General features: G+C 57.6%; 38 protein-coding genes and 2 other RNA genes. 39 read left to right on the top strand and 1 reads right to left on the bottom strand.

Annotation, left to right across the window (positions count from 1 at the left end; all coding sequences use genetic code 11):
• The first annotated feature begins 53 nt into the window (after positions 1-53).
• The 23 genes from AC07VR_RS26590 to AC07VR_RS26480 all read left to right on the top strand — a co-directional run bounded on the left by AC07VR_RS26590 (position 54) and on the right by AC07VR_RS26480 (position 12,655).
• On the top strand, positions 54-776 hold the full coding sequence (locus tag AC07VR_RS26590) for an AAA family ATPase (protein WP_495013042.1): 723 nt from the start codon (positions 54-56) through the stop codon (positions 774-776).
• Positions 776-1,516, top strand: a complete 741-nt coding sequence (locus AC07VR_RS26585) for a hypothetical protein (protein ID WP_495013041.1) — start codon at positions 776-778, stop codon at positions 1,514-1,516. Before AC07VR_RS26590 ends, AC07VR_RS26585 begins: the two co-directional genes overlap by 1 nt.
• A 354-nt stretch (positions 1,517-1,870) precedes the next feature.
• A complete protein-coding gene (locus tag AC07VR_RS26580; RefSeq protein ID WP_495013040.1) occupies positions 1,871-2,053 on the top strand; it encodes a hypothetical protein in 183 nt (60 codons plus the stop codon).
• Positions 2,053-2,544: an HI_1489 N-terminal domain-containing protein gene (locus AC07VR_RS26575; RefSeq protein ID WP_495013039.1), complete on the top strand. Its 492-nt coding sequence runs from the start codon at positions 2,053-2,055 to the stop codon at positions 2,542-2,544. Before AC07VR_RS26580 ends, AC07VR_RS26575 begins: the two co-directional genes overlap by 1 nt.
• Positions 2,534-2,926, top strand: a complete 393-nt coding sequence (locus AC07VR_RS26570) for a hypothetical protein (RefSeq protein ID WP_495013038.1) — start codon at positions 2,534-2,536, stop codon at positions 2,924-2,926. The genes AC07VR_RS26575 and AC07VR_RS26570 overlap by 11 nt, the downstream gene beginning before the upstream one ends.
• Positions 2,923-3,564 carry a DUF3164 family protein gene (locus AC07VR_RS26565; protein ID WP_495013037.1) on the top strand — a complete coding sequence of 214 codons (642 nt, stop codon included), beginning with the start codon at positions 2,923-2,925 and terminating at the stop codon, positions 3,562-3,564. Before AC07VR_RS26570 ends, AC07VR_RS26565 begins: the two co-directional genes overlap by 4 nt.
• Positions 3,565-3,623: 59 nt before the next feature.
• On the top strand, positions 3,624-3,860 hold the full coding sequence (locus AC07VR_RS26560) for a hypothetical protein (protein ID WP_495013036.1): 237 nt from the start codon (positions 3,624-3,626) through the stop codon (positions 3,858-3,860).
• An RNA gene (locus tag AC07VR_RS26555) (hammerhead ribozyme type II) lies at positions 3,860-3,930 on the top strand. The genes AC07VR_RS26560 and AC07VR_RS26555 overlap by 1 nt, the downstream gene beginning before the upstream one ends.
• 5 nt (positions 3,931-3,935) lie before the next feature.
• Positions 3,936-4,349 (top strand): hypothetical protein, encoded by a 414-nt coding sequence (locus AC07VR_RS26550; protein WP_495013035.1) that lies wholly within the window; start codon positions 3,936-3,938, stop codon positions 4,347-4,349.
• A gap of 4 nt (positions 4,350-4,353) precedes the next feature.
• Positions 4,354-5,025: a DUF2786 domain-containing protein gene (locus AC07VR_RS26545; RefSeq protein WP_495013034.1), complete on the top strand. Its 672-nt coding sequence runs from the start codon at positions 4,354-4,356 to the stop codon at positions 5,023-5,025.
• Positions 5,024-5,093: hammerhead ribozyme type II (locus AC07VR_RS26540), an RNA gene on the top strand. The genes AC07VR_RS26545 and AC07VR_RS26540 overlap by 2 nt, the downstream gene beginning before the upstream one ends.
• 1 nt (position 5,094) lies before the next feature.
• Positions 5,095-5,373, top strand: a complete 279-nt coding sequence (locus AC07VR_RS26535) for a hypothetical protein (protein ID WP_495013033.1) — start codon at positions 5,095-5,097, stop codon at positions 5,371-5,373.
• Positions 5,370-5,783, top strand: coding sequence for a gp16 family protein (locus AC07VR_RS26530; RefSeq protein ID WP_495013032.1), 414 nt, complete (start codon positions 5,370-5,372; stop codon positions 5,781-5,783). Before AC07VR_RS26535 ends, AC07VR_RS26530 begins: the two co-directional genes overlap by 4 nt.
• On the top strand, positions 5,780-6,223 hold the full coding sequence (locus tag AC07VR_RS26525) for a Mor transcription activator family protein (RefSeq protein WP_495013031.1): 444 nt from the start codon (positions 5,780-5,782) through the stop codon (positions 6,221-6,223). Before AC07VR_RS26530 ends, AC07VR_RS26525 begins: the two co-directional genes overlap by 4 nt.
• Positions 6,224-6,711: 488 nt before the next feature.
• Positions 6,712-6,963 (top strand): putative holin, encoded by a 252-nt coding sequence (locus AC07VR_RS26520; RefSeq protein ID WP_495013030.1) that lies wholly within the window; start codon positions 6,712-6,714, stop codon positions 6,961-6,963.
• A gap of 2 nt (positions 6,964-6,965) precedes the next feature.
• Positions 6,966-7,598, top strand: a complete 633-nt coding sequence (locus tag AC07VR_RS26515; protein ID WP_495013029.1) for a transglycosylase SLT domain-containing protein — start codon at positions 6,966-6,968, stop codon at positions 7,596-7,598.
• The gene (locus AC07VR_RS26510) at positions 7,595-8,227 is read left to right on the top strand and encodes a DNA-packaging protein (RefSeq protein ID WP_495013028.1); all 633 of its coding nucleotides are present in this window, start codon (positions 7,595-7,597) and stop codon (positions 8,225-8,227) included. The genes AC07VR_RS26515 and AC07VR_RS26510 overlap by 4 nt, the downstream gene beginning before the upstream one ends.
• Positions 8,214-8,429, top strand: a complete 216-nt coding sequence (locus tag AC07VR_RS26505; RefSeq protein ID WP_495013027.1) for a TraR/DksA family transcriptional regulator — start codon at positions 8,214-8,216, stop codon at positions 8,427-8,429. Before AC07VR_RS26510 ends, AC07VR_RS26505 begins: the two co-directional genes overlap by 14 nt.
• Positions 8,426-8,734: a hypothetical protein gene (locus tag AC07VR_RS26500; RefSeq protein WP_495013026.1), complete on the top strand. Its 309-nt coding sequence runs from the start codon at positions 8,426-8,428 to the stop codon at positions 8,732-8,734. Before AC07VR_RS26505 ends, AC07VR_RS26500 begins: the two co-directional genes overlap by 4 nt.
• Positions 8,734-9,045: a hypothetical protein gene (locus tag AC07VR_RS26495; protein WP_247291533.1), complete on the top strand. Its 312-nt coding sequence runs from the start codon at positions 8,734-8,736 to the stop codon at positions 9,043-9,045. Before AC07VR_RS26500 ends, AC07VR_RS26495 begins: the two co-directional genes overlap by 1 nt.
• Positions 9,046-9,048: 3 nt before the next feature.
• Complete coding sequence (locus AC07VR_RS26490) at positions 9,049-9,561, top strand: DUF3486 family protein (RefSeq protein WP_247291532.1); 513 nt, start codon at positions 9,049-9,051, stop codon at positions 9,559-9,561.
• A complete protein-coding gene (locus tag AC07VR_RS26485; RefSeq protein WP_495013025.1) occupies positions 9,558-11,111 on the top strand; it encodes a hypothetical protein in 1,554 nt (517 codons plus the stop codon). The genes AC07VR_RS26490 and AC07VR_RS26485 overlap by 4 nt, the downstream gene beginning before the upstream one ends.
• On the top strand, positions 11,111-12,655 hold the full coding sequence (locus AC07VR_RS26480; protein ID WP_495013024.1) for a DUF935 domain-containing protein: 1,545 nt from the start codon (positions 11,111-11,113) through the stop codon (positions 12,653-12,655). Before AC07VR_RS26485 ends, AC07VR_RS26480 begins: the two co-directional genes overlap by 1 nt.
• On the opposite strand, the gene AC07VR_RS26475 is transcribed toward AC07VR_RS26480, so the two are convergent.
• Entirely contained in the window at positions 12,642-12,884 is a 243-nt protein-coding gene (locus AC07VR_RS26475; RefSeq protein ID WP_495013023.1) for a hypothetical protein, read from the bottom strand. The two genes, AC07VR_RS26480 and AC07VR_RS26475, sit on opposite strands and share 14 nt — an antisense overlap.
• A 56-nt stretch (positions 12,885-12,940) precedes the next feature.
• On the opposite strand from AC07VR_RS26475, the gene AC07VR_RS26470 reads away from it, so the two are divergent.
• The 16 genes from AC07VR_RS26470 (at position 12,941) to AC07VR_RS26395 (ending at position 25,983) form a co-directional block, all read left to right on the top strand.
• Positions 12,941-14,224 (top strand): PBECR2 nuclease fold domain-containing protein, encoded by a 1,284-nt coding sequence (locus AC07VR_RS26470; RefSeq protein ID WP_495013022.1) that lies wholly within the window; start codon positions 12,941-12,943, stop codon positions 14,222-14,224.
• A gap of 105 nt (positions 14,225-14,329) precedes the next feature.
• Positions 14,330-14,899 carry a phage virion morphogenesis protein gene (locus AC07VR_RS26465; RefSeq protein ID WP_495013021.1) on the top strand — a complete coding sequence of 190 codons (570 nt, stop codon included), beginning with the start codon at positions 14,330-14,332 and terminating at the stop codon, positions 14,897-14,899.
• 370 nt (positions 14,900-15,269) lie between these two features.
• A complete protein-coding gene (locus AC07VR_RS26460) occupies positions 15,270-16,115 on the top strand; it encodes a phage protease (RefSeq protein WP_495013020.1) in 846 nt (281 codons plus the stop codon).
• Between the two features lie 3 nt (positions 16,116-16,118).
• Positions 16,119-16,514: a hypothetical protein gene (locus AC07VR_RS26455; RefSeq protein WP_495013019.1), complete on the top strand. Its 396-nt coding sequence runs from the start codon at positions 16,119-16,121 to the stop codon at positions 16,512-16,514.
• Positions 16,515-16,541: 27 nt separating this feature from the next.
• Complete coding sequence (locus AC07VR_RS26450) at positions 16,542-17,450, top strand: Mu-like prophage major head subunit gpT family protein (protein WP_495013018.1); 909 nt, start codon at positions 16,542-16,544, stop codon at positions 17,448-17,450.
• A gap of 2 nt (positions 17,451-17,452) precedes the next feature.
• Complete coding sequence (locus AC07VR_RS26445) at positions 17,453-17,746, top strand: HI1506-related protein (protein ID WP_495013017.1); 294 nt, start codon at positions 17,453-17,455, stop codon at positions 17,744-17,746.
• A complete protein-coding gene (locus AC07VR_RS26440; protein WP_495013016.1) occupies positions 17,743-18,234 on the top strand; it encodes a phage protein Gp36 family protein in 492 nt (163 codons plus the stop codon). Before AC07VR_RS26445 ends, AC07VR_RS26440 begins: the two co-directional genes overlap by 4 nt.
• Positions 18,234-18,800 (top strand): phage protein Gp37, encoded by a 567-nt coding sequence (locus AC07VR_RS26435; RefSeq protein WP_495013015.1) that lies wholly within the window; start codon positions 18,234-18,236, stop codon positions 18,798-18,800. The genes AC07VR_RS26440 and AC07VR_RS26435 overlap by 1 nt, the downstream gene beginning before the upstream one ends.
• Positions 18,800-19,012 carry a DUF2635 domain-containing protein gene (locus tag AC07VR_RS26430; RefSeq protein WP_495013014.1) on the top strand — a complete coding sequence of 71 codons (213 nt, stop codon included), beginning with the start codon at positions 18,800-18,802 and terminating at the stop codon, positions 19,010-19,012. The genes AC07VR_RS26435 and AC07VR_RS26430 overlap by 1 nt, the downstream gene beginning before the upstream one ends.
• Positions 19,012-20,109, top strand: coding sequence for a phage tail sheath subtilisin-like domain-containing protein (locus tag AC07VR_RS26425; RefSeq protein ID WP_495013013.1), 1,098 nt, complete (start codon positions 19,012-19,014; stop codon positions 20,107-20,109). The genes AC07VR_RS26430 and AC07VR_RS26425 overlap by 1 nt, the downstream gene beginning before the upstream one ends.
• Before the next feature lie 15 nt (positions 20,110-20,124).
• A complete protein-coding gene (locus AC07VR_RS26420) occupies positions 20,125-20,496 on the top strand; it encodes a phage tail protein (protein WP_495013012.1) in 372 nt (123 codons plus the stop codon).
• 4 nt (positions 20,497-20,500) lie between these two features.
• Entirely contained in the window at positions 20,501-20,884 is a 384-nt protein-coding gene (locus tag AC07VR_RS26415; protein WP_495013011.1) for a hypothetical protein, read from the top strand.
• 109 nt (positions 20,885-20,993) lie between these two features.
• Positions 20,994-21,257 (top strand): hypothetical protein, encoded by a 264-nt coding sequence (locus AC07VR_RS26410; RefSeq protein ID WP_495013010.1) that lies wholly within the window; start codon positions 20,994-20,996, stop codon positions 21,255-21,257.
• 58 nt (positions 21,258-21,315) lie between these two features.
• Positions 21,316-23,553 carry a phage tail tape measure protein gene (locus tag AC07VR_RS26405; protein WP_495013009.1) on the top strand — a complete coding sequence of 746 codons (2,238 nt, stop codon included), beginning with the start codon at positions 21,316-21,318 and terminating at the stop codon, positions 23,551-23,553.
• On the top strand, positions 23,553-24,881 hold the full coding sequence (locus AC07VR_RS26400; protein WP_495013008.1) for a DNA circularization protein: 1,329 nt from the start codon (positions 23,553-23,555) through the stop codon (positions 24,879-24,881). Before AC07VR_RS26405 ends, AC07VR_RS26400 begins: the two co-directional genes overlap by 1 nt.
• Positions 24,865-25,983, top strand: a complete 1,119-nt coding sequence (locus AC07VR_RS26395; RefSeq protein WP_495013007.1) for a phage baseplate assembly protein — start codon at positions 24,865-24,867, stop codon at positions 25,981-25,983. Before AC07VR_RS26400 ends, AC07VR_RS26395 begins: the two co-directional genes overlap by 17 nt.
• Positions 25,984-25,985: the final 2 nt, after the last annotated feature.

Genomic DNA, 25,985 nt, shown 5'->3' with positions numbered 1-25,985 from the left:
GCTCCAAAACGTTAAGTGTGCCTGCCAGCACAACCTAAAGGAGATACAACACAATGAGTGTAACCAAGATTGTTCCGTTGACCAATGTGGGTTTGTTAGCGGGGGCTATCAATCGCGCGCTCTCGCGTCCAGTTGGCCTACCTGGACTGGTGGCCATGTACGGGCCTAGTGGGTTTGGCAAAAGCGCAGCAGCTGCTTATTCAGCGAATTTACATCGGGCGTATTACGTTGAATGCCGGGATGCTTGGAGCAAAAAAGCATTTCTGCTGGCCATCCTCAGGGAAATGTCGATTTTCCCTGCTCGCACAATGTCAGAAATGGTCGATCAAATTGCGGTTCAACTTTCGACCTCGATGCGCCCGCTGATTGTCGATGATGTTCAATATCTGTTGGATAAGGCAGTTGCTAATGCTTTGACCGATATCTACAACGCTAGTCAAGGCACTATCGTTTTGATAGGTGAAGAGCGTGTGCCGGCTTCATTAGCGAAGCTGGAAAGATTGCACAACCGAGTTCTTGAATGGGTTCCGGCTCAGGCTGCGACTCTGGATGATCTTCGGAAGTTGGCTCAGCTGAGCTATCCAAAGCTTGTATTTGCAGATGATCTGCTCGCCGATCTGAACCGAGCTACTCGTGGGTGCCTCCGCAGAGCGGCAGTTAATCTTTATAAAGTTCAGTCTGAGGCTTCGGCCATGATGCTGGATCGTGTGGATCTTGAGGCCTGGGGTAAGCGTGGCTGGTTCACCGGTGAAGCTCCGTCCCGGAGGGCTCACTAATGGGCAAGTCGGCTCAACTTCTCTTAGTGGGTGACAAGGCGTCTCGCCAGTGCATGTGGGAAGCGGTTCGTGACAATCGGAGCGGCTTTACGTCGCGCCAGATTGCCAAGCAATCACGTCAAGCAGGTGTGAGTGTCGACAGCTACATACGCGCATTGAACAAAGCAGCCCTGATTGAACTGGTTGATGATGCGGGAAAGTTTGTCGATCATCGATGGCGCCTCATTCGAGATGAGGGCGCGGAATATCCGAGGGTTGCGAGCAACGGGAAGCGCTCGCGGCGTGGGCTGGGCTTGGAAAACCTTTGGCGTACTTTGCGCATTATGGGCGAAATGACCGCAGCCGACGCCGCGGAAATGGCAAGTACCGGAGATGTAAAAGTCACCCAGACATATGCATTAAATTACTTCGAAGTGCTTGTTCGAGCAGGCTACCTAGTGGCGAGCGAGTACGACTCCCAACGTGCTCAGACTTACAGACTTGCTCCTGGGAGGGGGGCAGGGCCACGGTATCCGATAGTTCAACGAACTGAAGCAGTGCAGGTGTTCGATCCGAATTTGAATAAGGTCGTCTACTCGAATGTCGCTTCGGGTGGTGTGTCTGATGCGTCTGCCCCTGATAACGATATGCAGCAAGAGAACATTCGGCTTCGAGCTCTTCTGGCCGAGTTCATCGAAGTTGTGCCGAATCTCCCATCGACAAGTCTTCTTCAGCGGGCACAGTTGGAGTTGGCCGAATGACACAGGTCGATATTTCCGCTTGGGGTAACGAGCCCCCTCTCTTCGTCCGGCTGCTCGCAGCTGAAGTTGGCGCCAGTAACCGTACTCGTGCTGCTGAACGTGTTGGTATCAGCCGTACTGCAGTAAGCCTGGTCCTGGTGAACAAATACAGCAGCCCAAGTACGGCGGGTGTGGAACGTCGTGTCCTCGACTCGTTGGGGCGTATTGAGTGCGTGGCCGTTGGCGAAACCCTGACTATCGAGCAGTGCCAAAGCTACCGCGAAAAGCCAGCTCCGACGCATAACCCTCGAGCAATGCAGCATTGGCGCGCATGCCTGCACTGCCCAATGAATCCGAACTGCGCGGGAGGTGCCAATGCAACCGTCCACTGACAGTGTTCGTTCGCAAGTGCCCGTAGTGCAAATCTACATCTGCGGTCGCAGCTTGATCCGCCTCTACATAGACGACAAATGCGTCGGGTTTTCTGAGAGCTACAAGTTCGCTCAGATCCGTGCGGAAGAGTTGGCAAAGGCCGGGCGTCAACAGGAGGTGCATTGATGCGTACTCGATGCCCCAATTGTGGGACGACGCTCAGCTTGGATGCCTTGATTGCACATGACGGCGCCCGCGATGCGCTTGGCGTGGCGTTCAAATTATCCGGCCAGCTTGGCAACGCGTTGATTCGCTATGTCGGTTTGTTCCGGCCAGAAACCCGAGAGCTGACCATGGATCGGGTGGGCAAGATCCTCAATGAGTTATTGCCGGATCTGCAAGCCCAACGCATTGAGCGCAATGGTGCTGTGTTCAATGCGCCTGCTGCTTGTTGGGTTTGGGCCGTCGAACAAGCTGTCTCCGCTCGTGATGCGGGGCGACTGGTGACGCCGCTAAAAGGGCATGGCTGGCTGTACCAGGTCATGACTCAGTGGCAAGGCGAAACAACGGCGGTGCTACTACCTGAAGCCACTCCTCCGAAGCAAACCATGGTCAGCCGGCCAAGCCAGACAACGGCTGCTCTGGTGGCACTACAGGGGCGGTTGAATGGAGGGTGACTGGCTACAGCGTGAGGTGATTGCGGGGCTCATGGGGCTTGTTGCCCTGCGCCTCGACGGTGCGCCTGCTGCCGACGCCATCACTCACACACTCGATATATGGCTGGTGGCCTTGAAAAAGGCACAGCGCTGGAACGAAGAGACAGATGGAGCGCGGGTTAAAGCAGCTTTCGAGACGTTGTTCGCGAGCTGCGAGCGTTGGCCAGCACCGGCAATGTTGATTCGGGTGATACCGGTTCGGCAAAGCCAGCAGGCATTCCCTAAACCCGCATTAACTGAAGAACAACGCGCCAATGGGCGTCGCCGGATCGGGGAGATTCTCGGCGCCTTGAAGTACAGCAATACCAAACATGAAACGAACATGGAGCAGGACAAAGAATGAATATTCCAGAAGGGTTTCGCCAAGATGCAAAGGGCCACTTGGTCCCGGTAAGCATGATCAAGCCGATTGATCTGGCACGCGACGAACTGGTTATTGAGCTTGTCGACAAGGCCAAGGCCATTTCTCAGACGCTGGGCGCTTTTAAGGCATTGGCCTTTGGTGACATCAAAGCGTTCGTCGAAATGTCTGCGGAGCAGTACAAGGCCACCATCGGCGGTAAGAAAGGCAACGTCACTCTGTTGTCGTTCGATGGCCGTTACAAGATCGTTCATGCAGTACAAGACTCGATCAAGTTCGATGAGCGGCTACAGGCTGCCCGTGCATTGATTGATGAGTGTGCAGCTGAGTGGACGCAGGATGCTCGGAGTGAAGTTCGAGTGCTGGTTAATGAGGCATTTCGGACGGACAAGGTAGGCGAAATCAGCACCGGGCGTGTGCTTGCGCTTCGTCGGCTGGAAATTTCGGACTCGCGATGGCAGCGCGCAATGCAGGCCATCAGCGACGCTGTACAGGTTGTTGGCTCCAAGAGTTACGTTCGGATCTATGAGCGTATCGGTGATAGCGACCAATACGCCTCCATCCCGTTGGATATCGCCAGTGCCTTCGTTGCGGCCTCTGCGCCGTCGACGCTGCACTGATCTGAATCCGTCACTGAACAACCCTCATTCAGCATTGAACGTACGAGAGCGAACAAATTATGGCCAAGTTCCAGATCACCATCGAAGACAGCGCCGATGGCGTCTCTATCCAAGTCGACAACCAAACTCAACTGGGTGGCAGCAAAGCGGGACGCGTAGCAAGCGCGCTTATGACTGGCGTGCCAATGCTACTTGCCCGGATTCCTGTGGACTTTGTAGTTGGGCATGCGGCGTGTGATTGCGAGATCTGCCAAGCCATGCGCGAAAAGCAGATGACCAAGCCGACCATCCATTAATGCGAAACCATCTCGGGTAACTGGGGTGGTCTATCCGGCGCGGTGGCCGGGTACTGATGAGCAGCCGAGGACGAAATGGAACAAGTCGATTGGGATGCGCTGAAGGCGCAGATGGATAGCCCTTGGGGCACGATGAAATTGCAGTGTGATCAGTTCGTACTGAGCTTGCAGCAACAGACCTCCAGCTCAAGTAAGAGTTGGTCGACAGTGGTGTATGTGGATGGTGTCTTCAAGTTTTCATGGTGTGAGGCCACTCGCGAAGGTGAGCCGGTCCATGAGGAGGCGCGCCGTTTCCTTCGTAAAAGCATCAAGTCTCTGTATAGCCGTAAGGAGGTGGAGTCTTACCGGAAGGCGTTCGGTAAGCGCGAAGCTGCGAAGAAAGAGGCTGCTAAGTTTTTTCGCTTCGACCCGTGCTGGAAAAGCTTCAACTCCCTGAAAAAGCACCTGCTGGCCAATAACGTCAGCATCACACGTATCGCCGAGATCTGACGCCATGGACCATAGCAAAGCCCTAGAGAAGATCAAAAAATGCCTCCGTCTGGCTGCAAGCAGTAACCCGCACGAAGCTGCCTCGGCGATGCGTCAGGCTCGTGCACTGATGGACAAATTCCGCATTGAAGAAGCCGATGTTGCTCTCTCTGATATCCATGAATGTGCCGCCAGAAGCGGATCAAAAAACACACCGTCGCAATGGGAAGCCAATCTGGCGGGATGTGTGAGACGAGCCTACACCTGCGAATTTTTGTTCATGGCTGGCTTGGGTGAATGGCGATTCATTGGCGAGTTCGCTGAAGTGGCCAGCTACACCATGACAGTCCTGCTTCGTCAAGTGCGCCAAGCTCGCCGCGATTTCATCGCGGAGAAGCTCAAGCGATGCAAAGCCTCGACCAAAACCAAGCGTGCAGACGTGTTTTGTGATGCGTGGGTTTGGGAGGTGCGCAAAAAAGTTATGGAGTTCACAGGAACCGAAGCCCCGTCCGTAGCGGCAGCCGCTTACATGCTGAAGCACCATCCCGATACCGAGCGTTCTACAGCCCGAGACCGTAATGCCGGTAAAGCGATAAGTACTCGCTCGTTGACGGACGCAATGCACGGCATTCATGCGGCAAGTGATGTCCGTTTGAATCACGGCGTGAATGGCCAGGAACAGCTGGCACTTAATTGAGCGAAACCACTCCGGCAATCGGTGTGGTCTGCCCGGCGTAGTGGCCGGGTACTGACGAGCAGCTAATCAATGACACAGGAAACCCCGGTCGAACGGAAACGCCGGCTTGCTCGCGAGCGGCAACAGCGGAAACGTGATGCTCTAGCTGAAAAGCGAAAAGCTATGGGTGCCAAGAAGTTCAAGATGGAGGTGTATGCAGGAACCATTGCGGCTATGGAGACCATTCGAGCGGCCGGGGAATTCAATGATACGGCTGAGGGTCTGACGCTGCTGATTCACGGAGCGGCTTGGCTGGCGAAACGTGACCCGGTTGCGTTCAGGGAATTGGTCGAAGCGAGGAGAAAATGAATCGCCGCAACCTTGATCTATCGAAGATCCATATCGCCAAGAAGGATTTGGCGCTGGATGAGGACACCTACCGAGCAATGCTTCAGCGAATTGCTGGAGTCAGTTCGGCAAAGGATTTATCACCACTGAAAACCTCAGCCGTGCTCACGGAGCTGGTGCGCTTGGGGTGGAAGCCGAAGAAATCGAAGGTAGGTAGAGCAACACCGGCAGTAGCACCCGATCGGGAAAAGCTTGTTGGCAAAATCGAAGCCTTCCTGGCCGAAGCTGGACGTCAGTGGGCTTATGCCGATGGCATGGCTCTGCGAATGTTCAAGGTCGAACGGGTGGAATGGCTGGATGCTCGTCAACTCGGGAGCATGGTGTCGGCCCTGACTTACGATGCCAAACGCAATGGGAGGCCGACACAATGAGCAGTGACCAGTTATTTGCTGACGACAGTGACAAGCTTGATCCCAAGAAAGTCTTGGCCCATATGGAAGATCCAATCGTCTCCGCTCGATGGGAGGGGAATTTAAAGGAGATGGTTGAGCTCGCTGAATTCGAGCTATTGAAAAGGCTTCCTGAAAAGCCAGAGGCTGTACCTGAAATTGCCCGTGCGGTCGTGTTCTCGATCTGCTCCACCATGGGTGGCTCAGTGATTTATCTGCCGCGTGGCGAGTCGCTTAAGCGGGCAATGCGAGACGCTGAAATCTACCGTGAATGGTTGGATGCTGGAGCACAACCTCATGAGCTGGTGCGCAAGTATCAGCTTTCCTCAGCCATCATCTACGGCATCATTAAGCGTCAACGGGGATTGCACAGACAGAACGGTCCTGACCTGTTTGGCTTTGAGCAGGAGACCATCCACTGATAGCATTGCACTGAGCAATGCCGTCCCACCAGCCCCCGCCGTTGCGGGGGTTTTCTTGTCTGAATAAGAAACTCGATCACATCCCCCAAAGCGCGAATCTAGTCCGGTACTTCTTACCGACGGGTTCACGTCATGTCTGTCTCGGCCCCTACAACCCCGCGTGCATTCGCTGCTCAGATTCTTGAGGGCGTGTTTCCAATCGAGTCGATTCTTGAGCGGTGTCCAGCCGAATGGCGCGACCTGATCATGGATCACGTTCGCGTGGCTCAAGACCGGCGCGACATGAATGTCGCCCGTCAACAGAAGTTCCGGCCTCCGGCCAAACCCTCCAGCCCGACAATCTCCACCTACCAGGAGCGTCCCCTAGTGCGCGGCAATTCTGCTGTAGCTGCCGCACATCTTGCTGCTGTTCGGGCTTCAATCCAATCCAATCGAGCAATCCAACAATGACCCTCCAAAACCCTGGACGGCGTTCTCGTGCGCCGCGTATGACCGATTGGACGGTGATCACCGTCGTGTTGATTATCGCGCTGGGCATGATCGCGCCGACCAAGTTGGCAGTAATTCTTTATAAGGCCGGGCTTGTAACTGGTGGCGGCGTTTTGGGCTACTGGATCGACCGCGCTCTGTTTCCTTATGCCAGACCCAACCAGGTCAACCACGTCCACCAGCCATTGGCCGGACTGCGACGAGCAATCGTCGTACTGGCTTGCGTGCTTGGCCTGACGCTGGGGCTTTGACTATGGCGCGATCACGAATCCTGCTCGCCGGTTGCTTCATTGGTTTGGTGGTTGGTTTGGCACTCTGCGGCCAGGCTCGCGCCGAGATCCCGATGCAGGCCGAACACTACCGGCGCGATCTATCTCGCATTGCTCAAGCGGAGTGGGGGCTGGATGCACCGGTTGCCACCTTCGCGGCTCAGGTTCATCAGGAAAGCCGCTGGAAGTTCGATGCGAAGTCTCCGGTAGGTGCGCAAGGCTTGGGCCAGGTGATGCCCTCGACCGCCACTTGGCTTGCTGAGCTGTTCCCGAAAGCACTCGGCAAAGTCGAGCCTTATAACCCCACCTGGTCATTACAGGCATTGGTCAGTTACGACCGCTGGCTGGCTGACCGAATCAAGGCACGGAACCCCTGCGAGCAAGGCGCCATGTTTCTGTCTAGCTACAACGGCGGGCTGGGTTGGTTGATCCGTGACCGCAAGTTGGCATCGGCTAAGGGCGCCGATCCGCTGACTTGGTTCGGCTCCATCGAGCGATTTAACGCTGGCCGCTCTGCGGCAAACTTCAAAGAAAACCGGCAATACCCACGCCTCATCTTGCTGCGATGGGAACGCATTTATGTCGATGCCGGATGGGGCAAAGGGTTGTGCCAATGAAGGAAACACTTAAGTGGTTTGCGCCGCTGCTGATCGCGGTGGTTTTGATCGCCGCCGCTCTTCTGTTCGTTGAGAGCACCCGCCAGGCCGGTTATGACGAAGGAGTCATAGCCGGGAAGGCCGATGGCGCGGAGGCGTATCAAAAGCTTAAAGACGAAGTTGAGGGCGAACGCCTGGAGCATGCAAAGGACGCCCTGGCGAAAGCTCAGGCCGCTGCCCAATCGCTCCTGGAGCAAACCGAGCGTGGCGACGCCCTAGCCAGCCAGCTCACCACCACCAAACAAGAGCTTCGCAGCAACACCGACAAGCTCACCGGGGAGATAAACCGTGTCACGACTCTATACCGCCGCGCCGTGGATGCGCAGCCTGAGCCTCTGCCTACTGCTGTGTTCACTACCGGTTTTGTCCGCGTGTGGAACGAAAGCCTTAACCCAACCGCAGTGCGTGCCAGACAGACCACCAGCGGACCTGCTTCGACTTCCGGAGGCCCCGGAGCCGCTGACGACCTCGACAGCGGAATAACTCCGGCTGTCCTTCTGAACAACCAAGTGCGCAACAGCGAGAAGCACGCCTCTTGCCGCGCTCAGCTCACAAGCCTGATCGAGTATTACACCCATGGACGTATTTGACCGCGCCACCGAAGTAGAGGAAGCGCATCGGGAGGCTGCTATAGCGGCGCATTTGGCACAGGCCAAGAGACCCAACAAAGTCTCAGCCTCGCACTGTGAGGACTGCAACGTGGAGATCCCAGAGCAGCGGCGTTTGATTCTCCCCGGCGTGTTGTTGTGCGTGGATTGCCAATCCATCCAAGAACGACTGGGGCGCAAATGAACATGATCGAAATGCCGGTGTGGCAACTGATCGCCTCAGCCGTGACCCTGTTGGGGATGTTCGCAGGCCTGGTCAAGTTGTTGCTCTCGCAAATGGAAGGTCGCCTGGACGAACGTTTTGAACTCGTCGCGAAGGACTCCGAGCGTTTGCGTCAGGTCGAACTCGGCTTGGAGCGGCTCCGAGGTGAAATGCCGCTGCACTACGTGCGCCGTGAAGACTACGTGCGTAACCAGACAGTCATCGAGGCCAAGCTCGACGCGTTGGCCCTCAAGTTCGAAAACGTTCAGTTGAAAGGGAAATTTTAATGAGCATCGACCATGCGAAGACGCGGCGCGAAACACTGCGTTGGTACATCCTCCTGACCCTCAATACCTCCCGTCCGGTCGATCCGCATGAAGCGGTGGTGCTGTCGACGATCCAGGGCATCTATCCAGACGCCACGCAATTGGAGCTGCGCCGTGAGCTGGACTATCTGAAAGATCGTTCCCTGGCCACGCTGAAAAAACAGCCAAGCGGTGTGTGGATCTGTGGCCTGACTCACTATGGCGTGGACATTGCCGAGTACACCATCGAATGCAATCCCGGCATTGCCCGTCCTGAAAAGTACTGGTCCTGACTTATGCCTCCGCGTAGCAAAGTGGCCGCGCTGCCGGCCGAGGTGAAGACATGGCTCGATCACTCTTTGGTCGAGTCGAACTTTTCTGGCTATGAATCGCTCTCCGCTGAGCTGGAGAGCCGTGGTTACTCCATCGGCAAAAGCGCGCTTCATCGTTATGGGTCGGAGTTTGAGGTAAAGCTGGCATCGCTCAAGCTGGCGTCGGAGCAAGCAAAGGCCGTTGTTCAAGCGGCACCCGATGACGAAGGAGCGGTCAACGAAGCGCTCATGAGACTGGTGCAGGAGCACCTGTTTAAGTTGTTGATGGCTGACGATGGAAAGATGGATTTGCCGAAAGTGGCGAAGGCCGTTGCTGAGCTTGGCCGGGCATCTGTTGTGCAGAAGAAATGGCAAGCCGAGTTCCGCGACAAGGCCGAAGCGGCAGCCAGCAAGGTTGAGAAAATTGCGAAGAAAGGCGGCTTGAACCAAGCCACTGTCGATGAGATTCGTCGCGAGATTCTCGGGATGGCATCGTGAGTGTTCCCCTGGTTCTGGATAGCACCGCCACTCTTTTGGCCCCGGCGGTGCTGCTCGACTATCAGAAAGAGTGGATCGGCATTCGTGCCCCGCTCAAGGTCGGTGAGAAATCCAGGCGGATCGGTCTCACCTGGGCGGAAGCGGCAGATAATGTTCTGGTGGCTGCCGCTGAAAAGCCAGCGGGTGGTCAGACTGTTTATTACCTGGGCTACAACCAGGACATGACGGTGGAGTACATCCAGGCGTGCGCCATGTGGGCGCGGGCTTACAACTACGCCGCCGAGGAGATCGAAGAAGGCATTTGGCCGGACAGCGACCCGGACAAACACATCAAGACCTACACTATCGGGTTCCCCAGCGGGCACCGGATCGTCGCGCTGACCAGTCGGCCATCCAACTTGCGTGGTCGTCAGGGCGTGGTCGTGATCGATGAGGCGGCGTTCCACCAAGACTTGGCTGAGTTGCTCAAGGCGGCATTGGCTCTGCTGATCTGGGGTGGTGAAGTTCATGTCATCAGCACCCACGACGGCACCGAGAACGCCTTCAATGAACTGATCAACGATATCCGCGCAGGCAAGCGCAAGGGCGCATTGTTCCGCTGCCCCTTCCGTGAAGCTGTCGGGGACGGTCTCTATCAGCGTGTTTGCCTGCGTAAAGGGATTGAGTACAGGGAAGAAGAGGAAGCCGCCTGGGTCCAGGACGTTTATGACTTCTACGGCGATGCGTCGGAGGAGGAGCTTGATTGTGTCCCGTCTCAAGGCGGCGGTGCCTTTCTCAGTCTGGCCCTGGTCGAGCAGCGCAGTAATCGCGAAGTGCCGGTGCTTCGTCTGGCCTATCCGCAAGGGTATGAAGTTCAGGAGGAGCGTCTCCGTTTGGCTGAGTCCCTAGAGTGGTGCGAAGAGCATTTGCTCCCACTGCTCAAGGCTATTCCGTTGGATGTGCAAAGCTTCTATGGCATGGACTTCGGTCGTAGCGGTGACCTGTCTGTGATTTGGCCGTTGGTCAAAGAGCAGAACCTACGCAAGCGCACACCTTTTGTGGTTGAGCTGCGCAACGTTCCGTTTAAGCAGCAGTTTCAAATCAAGTGCTACATCCTTAGTCGACTGCCCAACTTCCTCAAGGGTGCCGACGATGCCAGGGGCAACGGCTCGCAGTTGTCTGAAGACACCGCTATCGAGTTTGGTTTCAACCGTATTGAGCGGGTGATGCTCACCGAGGGTTGGTATCGAGACAACATGCCGTTGTTCAAGGCCGCTCTGGAAGACGACACCTTCTATGACATCCCGGCCGATAAGGATGTCGTCAGCGACGTGCGTGCCTTTCGCGTGGTCAAGGGTGTGGCGCGTATCCCCGAAAAACGCACCAACGAAAAAGGCGAAGCGAACGGGCCAAAGCGTCACGGTGACGCTGGTATCGCTGCCGTTCTAGCCGATTACGCTTCTCGCCAAGATGTCGAGATTTTTGAATATCACCGCGTCAAGCCAGCCGCTCAGCATGACCGTTCGGTCAAGAGCGGCGCCGGCTGGCGCTCTAAGAAAGGCATTTGGTAATGGCCGAGTCACGTATTGTCGACCGGAACGGTCGGCCTATCCAGTTCGACCAGCTCACTGCAGAGCTGGCAGCCCCGAGGGTGACTGGTGTTCGGCAAGTTTGGCACCCGTCGGTTGCCAGCGGGCTGACGCCTGAGCGGCTCGCGAGAATCCTACAGGACGCTGCCGAGGGCACAGCGCTGGATTATTTGACTTTGGCCGAGGAGATGGAGGAGCGCGACCTGCACTACGCCTCAGTCTTGGGCACGCGCAAGCTTGCGGTGGCAGGCCTCAACATTCGTGTAGAGGCAGCGTCCGACGAAGCCGAGGATATCCGCCGGGCGGATGCCGTGCGGGAGGTAGTGTCGTCGCCTGAGTTTGGTGAGCTTCAGAGCGAAGCGGTCGATGCCCTGGGCAAAGGCTATTCCGTTAGCGAGATCATCTGGGATCGAAGCGGCAAGACGTGGATGCCGGATCGGTTCGAGACCCGCGACCAGCGCTTCTTCCAGTTTGACCGCGAGACCGGCCGTGAGCTTCGGCTACTCGACGAGGCGGATGGCTTCAATGGCATCGCCTTGGCGCCCTATAAGTTCATCGTCCATCTACCCCGCATTCGCGCCGGGCTTCCAATCCGTGGCGGCTTAGCCAGGCTGGCAGCCGTCGCCTATATGTGCAAGGCGTGGACGTGGAAGGACTGGATGGGATTTGCGGATATCTACGGTATTCCAATGCGCGTGGGCCGGTATGGACCGAACGCTAGCAAGGATGACATCGGCGTCCTGCTTTCGGCCGTGGCCAACCTGGGCAGTGATGCGGCAGCAGTCATCCCTGACAGCATGAGGATTGATTTCACGGCAGCTGCAAACGTAGCCGGTGCAGGGGACTTCTTTAAAGGGTTGGCCGAATGGTGGGACAAGCAGGTCAGCAAGGCGGTCGTTGGCCAGACCATGAGCGCCGACGACGGTGCCAGTCTGGCGCAAGCCAAGGTCCACAATGAAGTGCGACTGGATCTGCTGGAAGCGGATGCCAAGGCACTCAGCAACACCTTCAACCGGCAATTCGTTCGTCCGTTCTGTGATCTGAACTTCGCACCTGGTCGCCCTTATCCGAAGCTGATTGTCGATGTTCCACAGCCAGAGAATATTCAGCTGCTTATTACTGCGCTGAAGGAACTGGTGCCACTCGGGCTTGAGGTTGAGCAGTCAGTCATCCTGGACAAGCTCAACCTGCCCTCGCCAGCTGAGGGCGCAAAGATTCTTGGCAAGCCTGCAGCACCGACGCTTGCGACTGCTGCTAACCGAGAGCAGGCGACGAAGGCGGTCGATATAAAGGACGTGGTGGACAACCAGGTAAAGACTTTGGAGGCAGCTGCAGCAGTGCCCCTCGGCGATATGGTTGACGCCATCCGCGAACTGCTTGATTCGGTCAGCAGTCTGGAAGAGTTTCGTGACCGGCTCATCGAGGTCTATCCCGATATGAATGCCGGTCAGCTCGCTGATGCAATGGCAGACGGGCTGGCTGCTGCCAGCCTCGCCGGTCGATATGACGTACTTAGAGGGCTGTAGGTGTTTCGTTGCCGAGATCGACCGTGGTTTCAAGAATTGCCCGAACTATTGGGGGCAGCTCAGGTGCTTTTTTATCCAGGATGGCTTGAACTCTTTGGTTGTATAGAGCCACATCAAAAGCAGGTTGTTCCTTGATGATGTGGACAATGATCGCGACGGCAGAAATAACATCGCCTACATTTTGACCAGTTGCAGGGGTCTTTTCGAACAATTCGTCACTTGAACTCATGATGCTTCCCTTCAATTTTCTTAGGTGAGCATCGGTGATATCACGAGGTCACTCCCTTGGCAATCTCACACGGCTCTCTGCCGTTCCAAGAACAGATCGACTACTTCCGGGGCAAGACCAATATCCCAACCCGCGCCTGGACGGATGTCTATAACGTCGAGCATGACTGGGCGTTCGTGGTCGCGGGCACCACCAAGCAGACCTTGCTTGCGGACATGCGCGGTGCTGTTGAGAAGGCGATCACCAGTGGTCTCACCCTGGAACAGTTCCGTTCCGAGTTCGACCAGGTCGTGAATAAGCATGGCTGGGAATACAACGGCGGCCGTGGCTGGCGGACTCGTGTGATCTACGAGACCAACTTGCGCCAGTCGTATAACGCCGGACGCGAAACCCAGATGGCCGACCCTGAGTTGCGCAAGCGTCGGCCATTCGGCCTTTATCGTCACGGCGACAGTGCTCACCCTCGGCCACAGCATCTGGCCTGGAATGGCACGGTGCTGCCCCTGGACGATCCGTGGTGGAGTACTCACAGCCCCCAGAACGGTTGGGGCTGCAAGTGCAAGAAGTTCATGGTGGGTCAACGCGACCTAGACCGACAAGGTTTGAAGGTTGGTCCGGCACCAGAGGTTGAATATGAGGATCGCACCATTGGGGTGAATAGCCCGAACGGCCCTCGCAAGGTGCGTGTGCCAAAGGGAATAGACCCCGGGTTTGAGTTCGCACCTGGTCAATCACGGTTGGCCACGGCCGTGCCGCCACTGCGTGCTTACGACCCACTCCCGGAACCAGGTGCGCGGTCGAGCAGCGTCCAGGGCGCAGGTCTGCCGAACAAGCGACCACCTAGTGCATTACCTCCAGCGCGGGAAGTGTCCGCTGACAAGCTCTTGCCGGAGGGGCTTCCCGATCAGACCTACGTTGAACGCTTCCTGGCAGAGTTCGGTGCTACCGATGCGGCGCCTGTGCTGTTCAAGGATGTAACCGGCGATGCCGTGGTGGTCAGCCGTGAGCTGTTCACGAGTGCCAAAACCGGCGCTTTGAAGATTAAGAAGCGTGGCCATGCGCGTGAGCTGCTGCTGCTCGCTGAGGCGATCAAAGATCCCGATGAGGTGTGGGTTCGGCTGGAATGGCTGTACGCCAAGAACAAGGCCGTTGTACGGCGGCGCTACATCTCGCGCTACCAGATCGACGGCGAACCTGTCCCGGCGCTGTCGGTATTTGAAGTGGGGGATGATGGATGGGACGGCGTGACGACGTTCTCACCAGATGCGGACAATCCGGAATATATGGAGCATCTCCGGATCGGGGTACGGCTGTACCGCCGGTCAACAATCGACGAGTAACAAATAAACCACGCGCCGCCACACGTGGTTTCGTCCTGAGCGTAGGCCTGGAGGTCCTGGCGGGGACTGCTCACTCAATGGACGTTTTGATAGTAGGAGATGCACATGGCAGGCGCAATGCTCAATGTCGAAGTGGATGACAGCCGGTCTGGTGCGGCCTTGGCCGAATTGGCAGAGCGATTGGAGGATATTCGTGTACCACTCCTGGACATCGCCGAATACCTGCAGCAGTCCACGGACCAGCGCTTTAGACAACAGGTCTCTCCAGATGGGGCGCCATGGGCACCATTGGCCGCGTCCACTATTGCTAAAAAGAAGTCGAGCCAGATTCTGCGGCAGGACGGGTTTCTCCAGGACACGATCCGGCACAGGGTCAGCGGTGATGAATTGGAACTCGGTTCGGATCGTCCCTACGCGGCTATCCACCAGTTCGGCGGCAAGATCGAGCAAGGCGCTCGGTCGCAACAGGTTTACTTCAAACACAAGAATGGCCAAGTGGGAAACCGGTTCGTCAAAAAGAGTCAGTCCAATTTTGCCCAATGGGTGACCCGAGGTGCGACCTCTACAGAGATGCCGGCTCGACCTTATCTCGGTCTGTCTTCAGCAGATGACAACGAGATCCTCGCCATCGTGTCTGACTACCTTTCCGAACCATTGGAGGTCGGTCCAAGATAATCGCGCTGGCGGGGTTTAGAGAGCCTTACAGGTACAACGACGGCGGTAGTTGTCCGCGAATAGCGTTAGACATGCGTTAGATTTGGTTCAGAGGGTATTCCAGCCTCATAGCGGTAGCCAGATCCACAAAGATCCCGCCAAAATAGCCAGTTCGTGTAAATCCTCCGCACCTGGTCGAGGCCTCAGAATTCTTATTCGGGGCTGAAACTCCTCGCTTTACCGATGCCGCAGAAACTGGCGGCATGAAAACATTACTCGCCCTCAACACCGACCTCTCAGCAGCGATTGCCATTGCCAATGGCAGGCACCGGATTGGGTCGAACTGATTCCAGCCGGTCCAGTCGTCACTGGTCGTGATGGCCGCACCTGGTTGTTCGATGAACAGGCTCAGCAAATGGTGCTGGGTCTGTTTACGGCTCGATCTATTGATCTGCCCATTGATTGGGAACACGCCACCCAAAGCCGAGCACCGAACGGCGAAGAGGCTCCGGCGGCTGCTTGGATCGCCCAGCTGGAAATCCGCGAAGGTGGCTTATGGGGCCAGGTCAACTGGACCCCCCGTGGCGGCGAGCAAGTCGTCGCCCGCGAGTATCGATTCCTTTCTCCCGTATTCGATTACGAGGCAGACGGCGGGCGCATCGTGCGCTTGGTCAGTGCCGGCCTCACCAACGTCCCAAATTTTCTCCTCACCGCCCTCAACCACGAAAACCCGGAGTTCAATGTGAAGCTCTCTCCTGCGCTATTGGCATTGCTCGGCCTGCCCGAGACTGCTACCGAAGCCGAAGTTATTGCGGCGACGACCCAACTGAAGCAAGCCGCAAACACTGAAAAGGCTCCAAGTCTGGCGTCCTTCGTACCGCGCGCTGACTACGAAACTTTGTTGTCTCGTGCCACCAACGCCGAACAAGCAGTGGCAACTCACGTGAGAACTCAGCGCGAATCCTCGATCGCCACCGAGATCGATGCCGCTCTGAAGCTCGGCAAGATCACTCCAGCCACTGCTGACTACCACCGTGCCGCCTGCCAAGAAGAAGGCGGTCTTGACCGTTTCAAAGCCTATGTCACAGCGGCGCCAGTGGTGGGTGATCCGTCCGGCCTTGATGGTCAAAAGCAGCCTCAAGTCCGCACTGCCCTCAATGCTGAGCAACAAGCCTCGTGCAAGCAGTTCGGTATTGATCCAGAGCAGTACCTCAAAACCCTGCAGAGCGAGGACTAAGCCATGCCTCTGACTCAAGATCGCAATACCCCCATGAAAGCAACTGATGTCGTGGTGTTCGGCTTGGCAGCCAGCACCAAGGTCTTCGCAGGCAGCCTGGTGATGCTCAATGCGGCGGGCTATCTCGTTCCTGGCTCCACAGCAACCGGTTTGACCTATGCCGGCCGCGCCGAGGAATTCGCTGATAACACCTCTGGTGCAGCGGGTGCCGTCAAGACTCCAGTGCGCCGGAACAGGGCCTTCAAGTGGACCAATGACGGCTCCATTGCCCAGGCCAACCTGCTCAAAACCGCTTACGTGGTCGATGACGGTACGGTCGCGGCCACCGATGGAGGCGGCACTCGCTCTGCCGCTGGACGAATTGTTGGCGTCGACTCCGACGGTGTTTGGGTCGAGTAACTCTCTTTATATAGGAGCGCATTGCGCATGCTGGTAAACAAAGCTTCGATTCAAGCCGCCTTCGTTGGCCTGAAAACCTTGTTCAACAATGCTTTCGGTACGGCGCCCAGCAACTGGGAAAAGATCGCCATGAAGGTGCCGTCCAGTACCGGCAGTAACCTCTATGCCTGGCTGTCAGCCTTTCCACGCATGCGCCGATGGATCGGCGAGAAGCACGTAAAAAGCCTCAAGGCGTTCAGTTACACAGTTGAAAACGAAGATTTCGAGGCTACCGTCGAAGTCGATCGCAATCATATCGAAGACGACCAGTTGGGCGTTTACGCGCCTCAAGCGCAAATGGCTGGCTACTCGGCCAAGCAACTGCCGGATGAAATCGTTTATGAAGTGGTGAACGGCGGCTTTAGCAGTTTCTGCTATGACGGCCAGTACTATTTCGACACCGATCACCCGGTGGGTTCGCAAAGTGTCAGCAACAAAGGCACCAAAGCCCTGTCCATCGCATCCCTTGCAGCGGCTATGGCGAGCTATGGGGCAGCCCGTACCGCCATGGGCAAGTTCGCGGATGAAGACGCCCGCCCATTGAACATCACTCCCACCGTTCTTTTGGTGCCAAAGGCTTTGGAAGACGTGGGTCGTGCGTTGCTGACCTTGGAGCGCTTCGAAGACGGCAAGCCGAACATCTACAAAGGTACGGCGGAGCTGGTCGTTTCCTCTCGCCTCACATCTGACACGGCTTGGTTTCTGCTCGATACCAGCATGCCGGTAAAGCCGTTCATCTACCAAGAGCGTAAAGCGCCGGTATTCGTTCAGCAGATCGATGCCGAAGCGGATGACGTGTTCAACCGCAAGAAATTCAAGTTCGGCGCTGAGGCGCGGGCTGCAGGCGGTTACGGCTTCTGGCAGCTGGCTTATGGTTCGACCGGTACGGAGGCTTAAACATGGGCGTCATCATCAAGGCTTTGCGCGACGGTTTCCGTCGCGCCGGGATCGCCCACACCAAAGCGGGCGCCTTTCACCCCGACGGTACATTCACCGAAGAGCAGCTGGTCGCGCTCAAGGGTGAGCCGCAACTTGTCGTGATCGAGGGTGTTGAAGAACCGGAACAGGATGACGGCGATGAGAACGAGGGCACCGAGTTGGAAGGTAATGGCGCACAAGCAGACTCGGCGTCTGGTGCGCCGAAGTCTGCGGCAGCTGGTGATAAGGCCGGCCGTGTAAAGGCCTCCAAATGAATCTCTCGCTACCTGGTGCGCTAGTCCTCATCGCTCGTTTCGGTGCTTCGGAAATGGCCGGGCTGGCCGTTCCCGACACCTTCAATCCCATTGAACCTGGTCTGCTGGAAGCGGCAGCCAAGGGCGACGATCTGACGGGATGGGATGCCGATGATGTGGCGGCCGCCGTTGCGGCGCTGGCGCGGATTGCCGATGCCGCCACCCGTGCCCGGAGCGAGGTCCAGTTCTACCTGCGTTATCGCCGTCCGGGTGAAGACGCGCCGGCTTGGGTGGCCGAAGACCTGCCTGAGCTAACCCGGTTTCATCTATACGGCGAGAAGGCCAATGCCGAGTCGAGCGTGCGGCTGCGTTACAAGGACATCATCAAGCGGCTGGAGAGTCTGGCCGCTGAGGATGATAAACGCGGGGCATCTGAGTCTGGCCAGTCCGGGTTGGCCATCACCCATGCACCGCGACTGTTCAGCCGTAACACGCTGAGCCGCCTCTGATGTTGGGAGATCTGGAAGACGCCATTGAGGCCAGGCTTGCGGAGCTGAAAAAGCAGCTCCCGCGCCTGACGATCAAGACGTATGGCGGCGAACTGAGTGATCCAGATCTGCTGGTTGATCTGATCAAGGGCACGCCATCGGTGATGCTCACTACGCCTCGGGTGGTGTTCCGCCGCCAAAGCCATCGCCGTTATAGCGCTGCAGTGGTGTTCCGCTTGGTCATTTCCAGTAAGTCAGTCCGAGATGAGAAAGCCACTCGACGCGGCACCGTCACAGCAGATCCGGGCAGCTACTGGATTTGGGAAAGCTGTATGCGGCTGCTGACAGGCTGGCAGCACAAGCCTGATGGGGCGCGTGCATCGCCTACTGAGTTCGCCAACCTGGTCACCGGCAAATTCCAGTCCGATCACCTTTCGGTGCTGGGGCAAAGCTTTGCCATCGATCTTGATTGGGTGATCCCAGAGGAGCCTCTGCCAGACCTCGAAGGCATTGATATTTCGTACCACGTTCCGGGCGACAGCCCTGAGACAACCGCAACAGACAACATCGAATTGAGGGATCTGTGATGCGCGTGATCGCCACCAAAGACCCGGTGCCTATGCAGCCGGATCAACTGAACAAGCAGGCGGGGTTCATTAAACCAGAGCCTGCTGAGGCGGTAGAGGTCGAAAACACCTCCTACTACCAGCGCCGTATTGCAGCCGGCGAATTGCGTGAAGTCGCAGATACCAAAACGGTTGGACGCGGTGCCAAACAAGCCGCCAAAGGAGTCAAGTAATGAACATCAGCTTTGATACGATTCCAGAGAGCATCCGCAAGCCGGGTGTGTACATGGAGTTCAATACCAAGTTGGCCGTGCGCACGCTGCCGACCAACGCGCAAAGCATCTGCCTGATCGTGCCGCTTGACGCGGAGGCCACGGCTACAGCCCATGTGCCCGCCCAGGTCTACAGCGCGGACGAGGCCTTGGCCCAGTTCGGGGTTGTCGCTCAGGAGATGGTTGCTGCAGCGATTGCCTCTTACCGTTACCTGGCCATCTCATGCGTTGGTGTCACCGTGACCGAAGGTCAAGAGCCCGACATCAGTGCCGCGTTGGCTGCGACTGCGATGGGCAAGTTCACCATCCTGGTGCCGTCCTGGTTCAGCCAGACTGCCCTAACGGATCTGCGGGCTCACATCAACACCTACACCGACTCCGTTGAGCAGCAGTCGATCCTGGGCGTCGGTGCCGTGACATCGACCATCTCTGCGGCTACTGCCTTGGCCACTGCGCTCAACTCGGGGCCGATCACTCTGGCGCTGTTGCCAGGCACAGCCTCGACGCCGCGCCAAGTCGCAGCAGCCTATGCGGCGCTGATCGCTTCTGAGGAAGATCCAGCCCGCCCGTTGAACACCCTGGTCCTAACCGGCATCCAAGTGCCGCCAATCGCCAGTCGGTTGGGGCGTACTGAGCAAGAAACCTGCTTAGCCAATGGCATCACGCCGCTGGAGGTAGGTCCGGGCGACCAGGTGCAAATCGTTCGTGCGGTCAGCACTTACACAAAGAACGCAGCCGATGCTCCGGATGTGTCGCTGCTCGACCTGACCACCATGCGAACGCTGTACTACGTCAGGCAGGCTTGCCGCGACCGCATTCGCCTGCGTTTCCCGCGCTCCAAGCTTTCCAGCAAAACCCCGGCCGCAGTACGCAGTGAGCTGCTCGATGTGCTCACCAAGTGCGAAGAGTTGGAGATCGTCGAGGAGGTAGCTGCTAATGCGCCTGCCTTGATCGTTGAGCGCTCATCTCAGAGTGTGAGCCGCCTAAATGCTGCCATTCCGGCCGACGTTGTGAACGGCCTGCATGTGTTCGCCGGTCGCATCGACCTGCTCCTGTAATTCGAGGCCGTACCTATGTCAGATATCTATGTTGGGCAGATCGTCCTTTCCATCAATGGTGAGGACTACGAGATCAAGAGTCTTGAGCACACGCTTAAGACCGGTCGCACCATCGTCAAAACCATGAACCGTAAAAAGCGGCCTTTGGGTACTTCTGCTGGTGTTGAGGATTATGACCTGCGCGTATCCGTGGCCATCCCTAAGTCGGGTGAGCCGAACTGGCGAGCCATGCTGGACGCCAAAATCACCATCGAGCCAGTCGACGGCGGCGGTGATCGTGAATCCTGGACGGGCGTGTCGCTCATTGAAATGGGTAGCAAGTATCAGCTCGAAGGTGAAGCGACCCGCGACCTGACACTGGCCGCACTCAACTACTACACGGAATAACGTGATGACGACTATTGATAAGCGTTGGGATGGTTTGACCGAGTCGGGTGAGCTGGCGGTCGGTGTGTACTTTGCGGGCACACGTCATAAGAGCTTTACCTTGCGCGTGCCTATGGCTGGCGATCTGGTCGGTGCTCAACAAGATAATCCGCAGGGTCCGCTTCAGCTGATTACCGTCGACGTGTTCCGTCGTCAGCTGTTGGCCCTGGGCGATATTCCGGCCGCTTCGTTGACAACGGAGTTGCTCCTGGACGAGCTGACAGAGACCGATCTGGCGCGGTTGGGTCTGGCAGATGAGGTTCTGGAAAAAAAGCTCGCGCCGCCGAGCGCGGTTCCAACGATTGGCGACGTGTTGAGCACGCCCTTGTCCGACACGGCTACCGCTTAGACGAAATCCGGTCGATGACCCGTCCAGAGATAGAGGCGCGCCTTGATCTTCTGGTTGGCCGTAAGGCGGGCACAACCCGTTACGTCAGCAAGCGAAAAGGCAAAAGTAAATGACTCCAATCGTATACATCAACCTTGATCTGGCCACTTTCGAAGCGCTCGACGGGGCCATGCGTGCCCATCGCGCCAATGCGCTGGCATCGCCTGACGCGAAGCCACCAATGGAGGCGTTCCAGGAAGACCTGGTCATCGCCGCCGAGCGTCTCGGATTCGTAGCGCCTGAGACTGGCGTTTTCTGGATCAACATCCAACCAGGTGGCCGAAACACATTGTGTTGGGGTATCGGCACAGAGGCCGGGCCTGCGCAGAACTGACCAAAGGCCCGGAAACGGGCCTTTCTTCTTTATATAAAGGCGTGCGGGAGTTTCAAACATGAGTTCAGATCTGCGCGTAGCGCTCCGCATTCAAGCTTCGTCGGGCAGCAGTCGGCGCGAGATTCAAGCCCTTGGGCAGGATCTGCGCAAGGCTGGCAAAGATGGCGCCAAGGCCTTGGCCGATGAGTCGGGGAAGGCGACCAGTGCGATCACCAGGACCGGCCAGGCCGGGGCAGCCAGTTACAAAATCATCCGCCAGGCCATGCGTGAAGCCACCACCCAAGGCAGCGGCGTGTTCCGCCAAGGCGTCCTGCAGACCACATCGGATCTGAAGCAACTTGGCCAGGCCGGGCGCCAGGCTGCCCGTGAGACTAAAGCCGAGCTGGTCCGCACCGCTCGCGAAGGCATCGATCCTTTGCGTCAAAGTGTCGACCGTACTGAGACCAGTTTTCGGCGGCTGGCTCAGAATGGCGGTCGCAATCTACGTCTGTTGAAAAGCCTGGCCACTGGCGTCCGTGAAGAATTCAACCGGATTAAAGGACTTGGCTCTTCGGTGCAAGGTCGATTGGCGGGTCTTGGGGTTGGTGTTGGTGTTGCCGCAGGGCTGACCGGAAGCGCCAGGCTGGACCGCCAATTGATCCGTACCAAGCAGACTGCCGGGATGACCTCGGCCCAGCGTGATGAGTGGCGTCAGGAAGGTTTTCGCATTGCGAAGACTTACGGCTTGGATCGTGCGGGCGTAGACAGCGGCTTCAACACGCTCATTGCTTCAGGCGTGAACTATGACGCCGCCAAGAAGACTGCAGACGCCATCGGGCAAGCCACGGCCGTCAGCGGAGCCGACTCGGCGGTGCTGGGCAAGGCCACGGTAGCCGGTGCCAGTGCGTTCGATATCGACCTGAACAAGGCCGGCGCTGCCCTCGATCTGCTGCAGAAGATGACGGTGGCCGGTCGCCTCGGTAATGCTGAGCTGGAGAACCTGGCCGACCTGTTCCCCAAGATCGGTGGATCTGCTAAAGCGGCGGGCATGGGCCTGTCTCAGGCGCTTGCATTCGTGGAGACGCTATCGACCGTCGAGATGCAGCCGGATCGCCTTGGAACACTTGCTGACTCGACGCTTCGGGTCTTCAGCGTGAAGCAATACCGTGACCAGGTGACGAAGAGCAGCGGCGTGAAGTTCTTCAATGGCGACGGCAGCTCGCGCAACCCAACGGACGTTATGGGCGATCTGAAACGCAAGTACGACGCCATGAAGACGGACCAGCAGCGGGCTCAGTTCATGGGCACGGTCTTCAAGAGCATGGACCAGGACACTGTTCGAGGTATGCGGATCATGCTCGGTGGCGACCGGCTTGCGACCTTCAATGAGCAGACAGCGAAGATCAGCGCTGCAGAGCCAGTGCTTAATCGAGATCTAAAGGAAAACACCGAGAGCGCCACGGCTGTAGGCAATCGCGTGAAGACCACCCTGGGCGAGGCGATTGACCGTATGGCCCAACCGCTCAATAAAGGGTTTGCTCAGTTCGGGAGCTACCTGCTCGATGACTTGAATTTGAGCGGCGAACAGATGCTGGGTGGCGGACTCGCCATGGGGGCGGGTGGTTACTACGCCGGACGTGGCGCCAAGGCCGGTGTTGGTGCGTTGCTGAACAAGTTCATGGGTGGACCTGAAACCCTCAAGAACATAGCGGTTGGTAAAGTCCTGGAAGAAGCTACAGGGGTGACGTCAGTCTTCGTCACCAATTGGCCTAATAACGTGGGTGGCGGTCTCCCTGACTTGTCGTCCGGGTCGGGTAAGGGTAAATCGGGCGGCACTATTGTGCCTTGGCTAGCGCCGGCTGCGTTGACCTTTAGCGCCATGCAAATCGGCGGTTCCTCAGGTCAACAAACCGACGAGGATCGCTTGGCGATGGTGCCTCGTAACAAGCTGATCAACGGCGATCAGCGCACCTATCAGGCGTCGTTCTACCGCAACCGGATTGACCTGGCCAACCAAAACCCAGAGGCCTCCTCTGACTGGCTGTCGGAAAACGCCAGACGCCTGGCCCAAGGTCAAACCGGCCTAACCTCCTCGGGCGCCTCCGTTGCCGGAGCCAATAGCTGGGCCTCGGGTATGGCCGCCAAGCTGGTTAATGCGGGCGTTGCTCCAATGAATGCGGCCGGTGCCAATCAGGCCGCTGAACAGCGCCTCAAAGCACTCCTGGAGAAACCACTAATTATCGACCTGCGGTTTGACTCTGAGGCATTTCAGGCCGAGATGGAGCGACGTGTTGGCATTCAAATGAGGCGCGGTTAATGAGCTGGTCAGAGACGCTGTTGGATGCCTCCTATCGGGGCGTGCCTTTAGATGTGATTGATGAAAACCTGCAGGCACAAAGGGCTATCGCTCAGCATGGCACGCCCTACCAGGACGGTGATTCGGTTGAAGACTTGGGTCGTGGTGCCCGCGCCTTTGCCATGCGGGTGGTGTTGTTCGGGACGAACTACGAAATAGCCCTGCAGGCGCTGCTCGCAGCCCTGGACACCATTGGACCAGGTGAGCTGGTCCATCCGATTTACGGCAGCCTCAGTGTCATAGCCTACAACTGGAGCGTGCAACACACCGCCAACCGCCCCGATTACGCCGAGGTCTCCCTACAGTTCATCGAGCAAAAGCCTGATGAGCCATTCTTCAAACGCCAGTTTGTCTTTGTGGATGAGCCTGGCCTGATGTTGGGCGACGACTATTCATGGCAAGACGGGGTATTCGACCTGTTGGCCCGCGTGGACTCCTTGGTAGCCGAGGTGCAGGGCTGGATTGGTGGTGGGTGGACTGGCTTGCTCGAAACGGCCCTTGGGCTGCCCGGCATTGGCCTACGTCTTGAGCAGCTGCGCTCGCAGATCATGGGCGTAGTGTCGGGCGTGGTCTCGATGGCCAAGGGCAATCCATTGTCAGCCTTTGACCCGCTGATAGATTTGGCCCGGACCCCGACTGAAATTAGGAGCGCGATCCAGAGCAGTACCCCAACTACCTCAAGCGATCTGTTGGCCCGTGATGGTGTCCCTGCAGCTGTACCAGGTGCATCCAGTCTGACCGGCGAAGCCGGGAATGCCGGAGCATCCTTGCTGGCTTCGGCGCGCCAAGCGCAGTCACCATCGGATGAAGCCCTGCCAGAGGCAATGCCCAGCGATCCAGTGGCAGCGTCGAGCATGGCATTGGTGGTCCTGGTCATTACTGAGCTGGCCCTGTCACACGCTCAGGCGGCATCAGTCGTGATCGAGGCCGAGGCCGAAAGTCCGACGCTGAGCCCGGATGAACTGGAAGGTCTGGTTAACCTGGTGCGCTCGCTGATCCAGTCGGCAATTCTGCTGCAGCGCCGTCTCTACGGCATTGAGGACGCGTTGCCAGTCATTGAGTCGCTTCGGAACATGGCTCACCTGGTTCAGGCCCGTGCCCGCTCCGTCATCCTGCAGAGCCCACCCCTGATCGAGCGTACCGTTCAAACCCCAAGCAGTCTCCGCCTGTTGGCCTTTCGCTGGTATGCCGATCATTCGCGGGCAGCGGAGCTGCTCAGACTCAATCCAGGGCTGACCCGGCCTTACAGTATTCCTGCAGGAGAAGTGCTGCGTGCCTACGCCAAATGAAGCCATCACCTTGACCATTGGCGGGCTGGCCCACGCGACGTGGGACGGCTGGTCGGTTGAGTCGGATCTGCTGACCCCATCCGATGCCTTTGAGATGGAGTTGTACACCCGCGAGACAACTCAACTGCCAAGCGTCCTGGTCGAAGGTGCGCCGTGCATTCTGACCCTGAGCGGTGATCGCGTGTTGACGGGCCAGATCGATGAGTTTGAGCACGATATTTCCCGCCAAGGCATCGCCATCCGTATCAATGGCCGTGACGGCGCCGCACCTTTAGTGGACTGTTCCTGTCCATTCGTGGCAATGCGAGAGGCTTCGCTGGAAGACATCGTCAACCAAGTGGTCAAACCGTTGGGTGTGAGCAAAGTCGAGATCAGGGCCGCGTCGGCAATGATGCGGCGGCGCATCCAGATTGAGCCAGGCCAGTCAGCTTGGGAGGCGCTTCTGCAGGTGGCCGAGGCCAATGGGCTTTGGCCATGGTTTGAGCCTGATGGTCGGTTGGTGATCGGCGGTCCCGATTACACTACTGCGCCAGTTCATACGCTGGTGTTGAACCTGGACGGTCAAGGCAACAACGTCGAACGGCTATCGGTCAATCGATCCATCGCCAATCGGTTCAGCCAGATCACTGTTCTGGGGCAGCACGGCCAATATGAAAACGACGGCTACGATACAGCCAGGTCCCACCTGCGTTCGGTCATCCAGGACGAGACGTTGGCCAAGCGCGGGATCTTTCGGCCAAAGATCATCGTGGACAGTTCCAGCGAGAGCCAGGACATGGCCACCACCCGTGCCCGCAAGTTGCTGGCTGATAGCCGTTTGGAAGGGTTCGAGATTCGCGCAGTAGTCAAAGGGCATCGCACTGCCAGCGGGAAGGTATGGGCGCCTGGTCAACGTGTCCAGGTGCGAAGTGAGCCGCATGGTCTGGATGCTACTTTCTTTCTGATGTCGCGCACCCTTCGCTTGACCCGTGGCCAAGGCGCCATTACCGAGCTGCGCCTGCGCGAAGACAAAATGTGGGTGCTGGATGGTAATCCCGTGAAGAAGCACAAGGGCAAGTCCAACAAGGCCGACGCGTTCATTGAACTAATTAAGGGGCTATGACG

Source organism: Pseudomonas sp. GW821-FHT02H09, from assembly GCF_059421425.1.
Note: the sequence above shows the minus strand (reverse complement) of the source record. Positions and strands in the feature narration are given on the sequence as shown.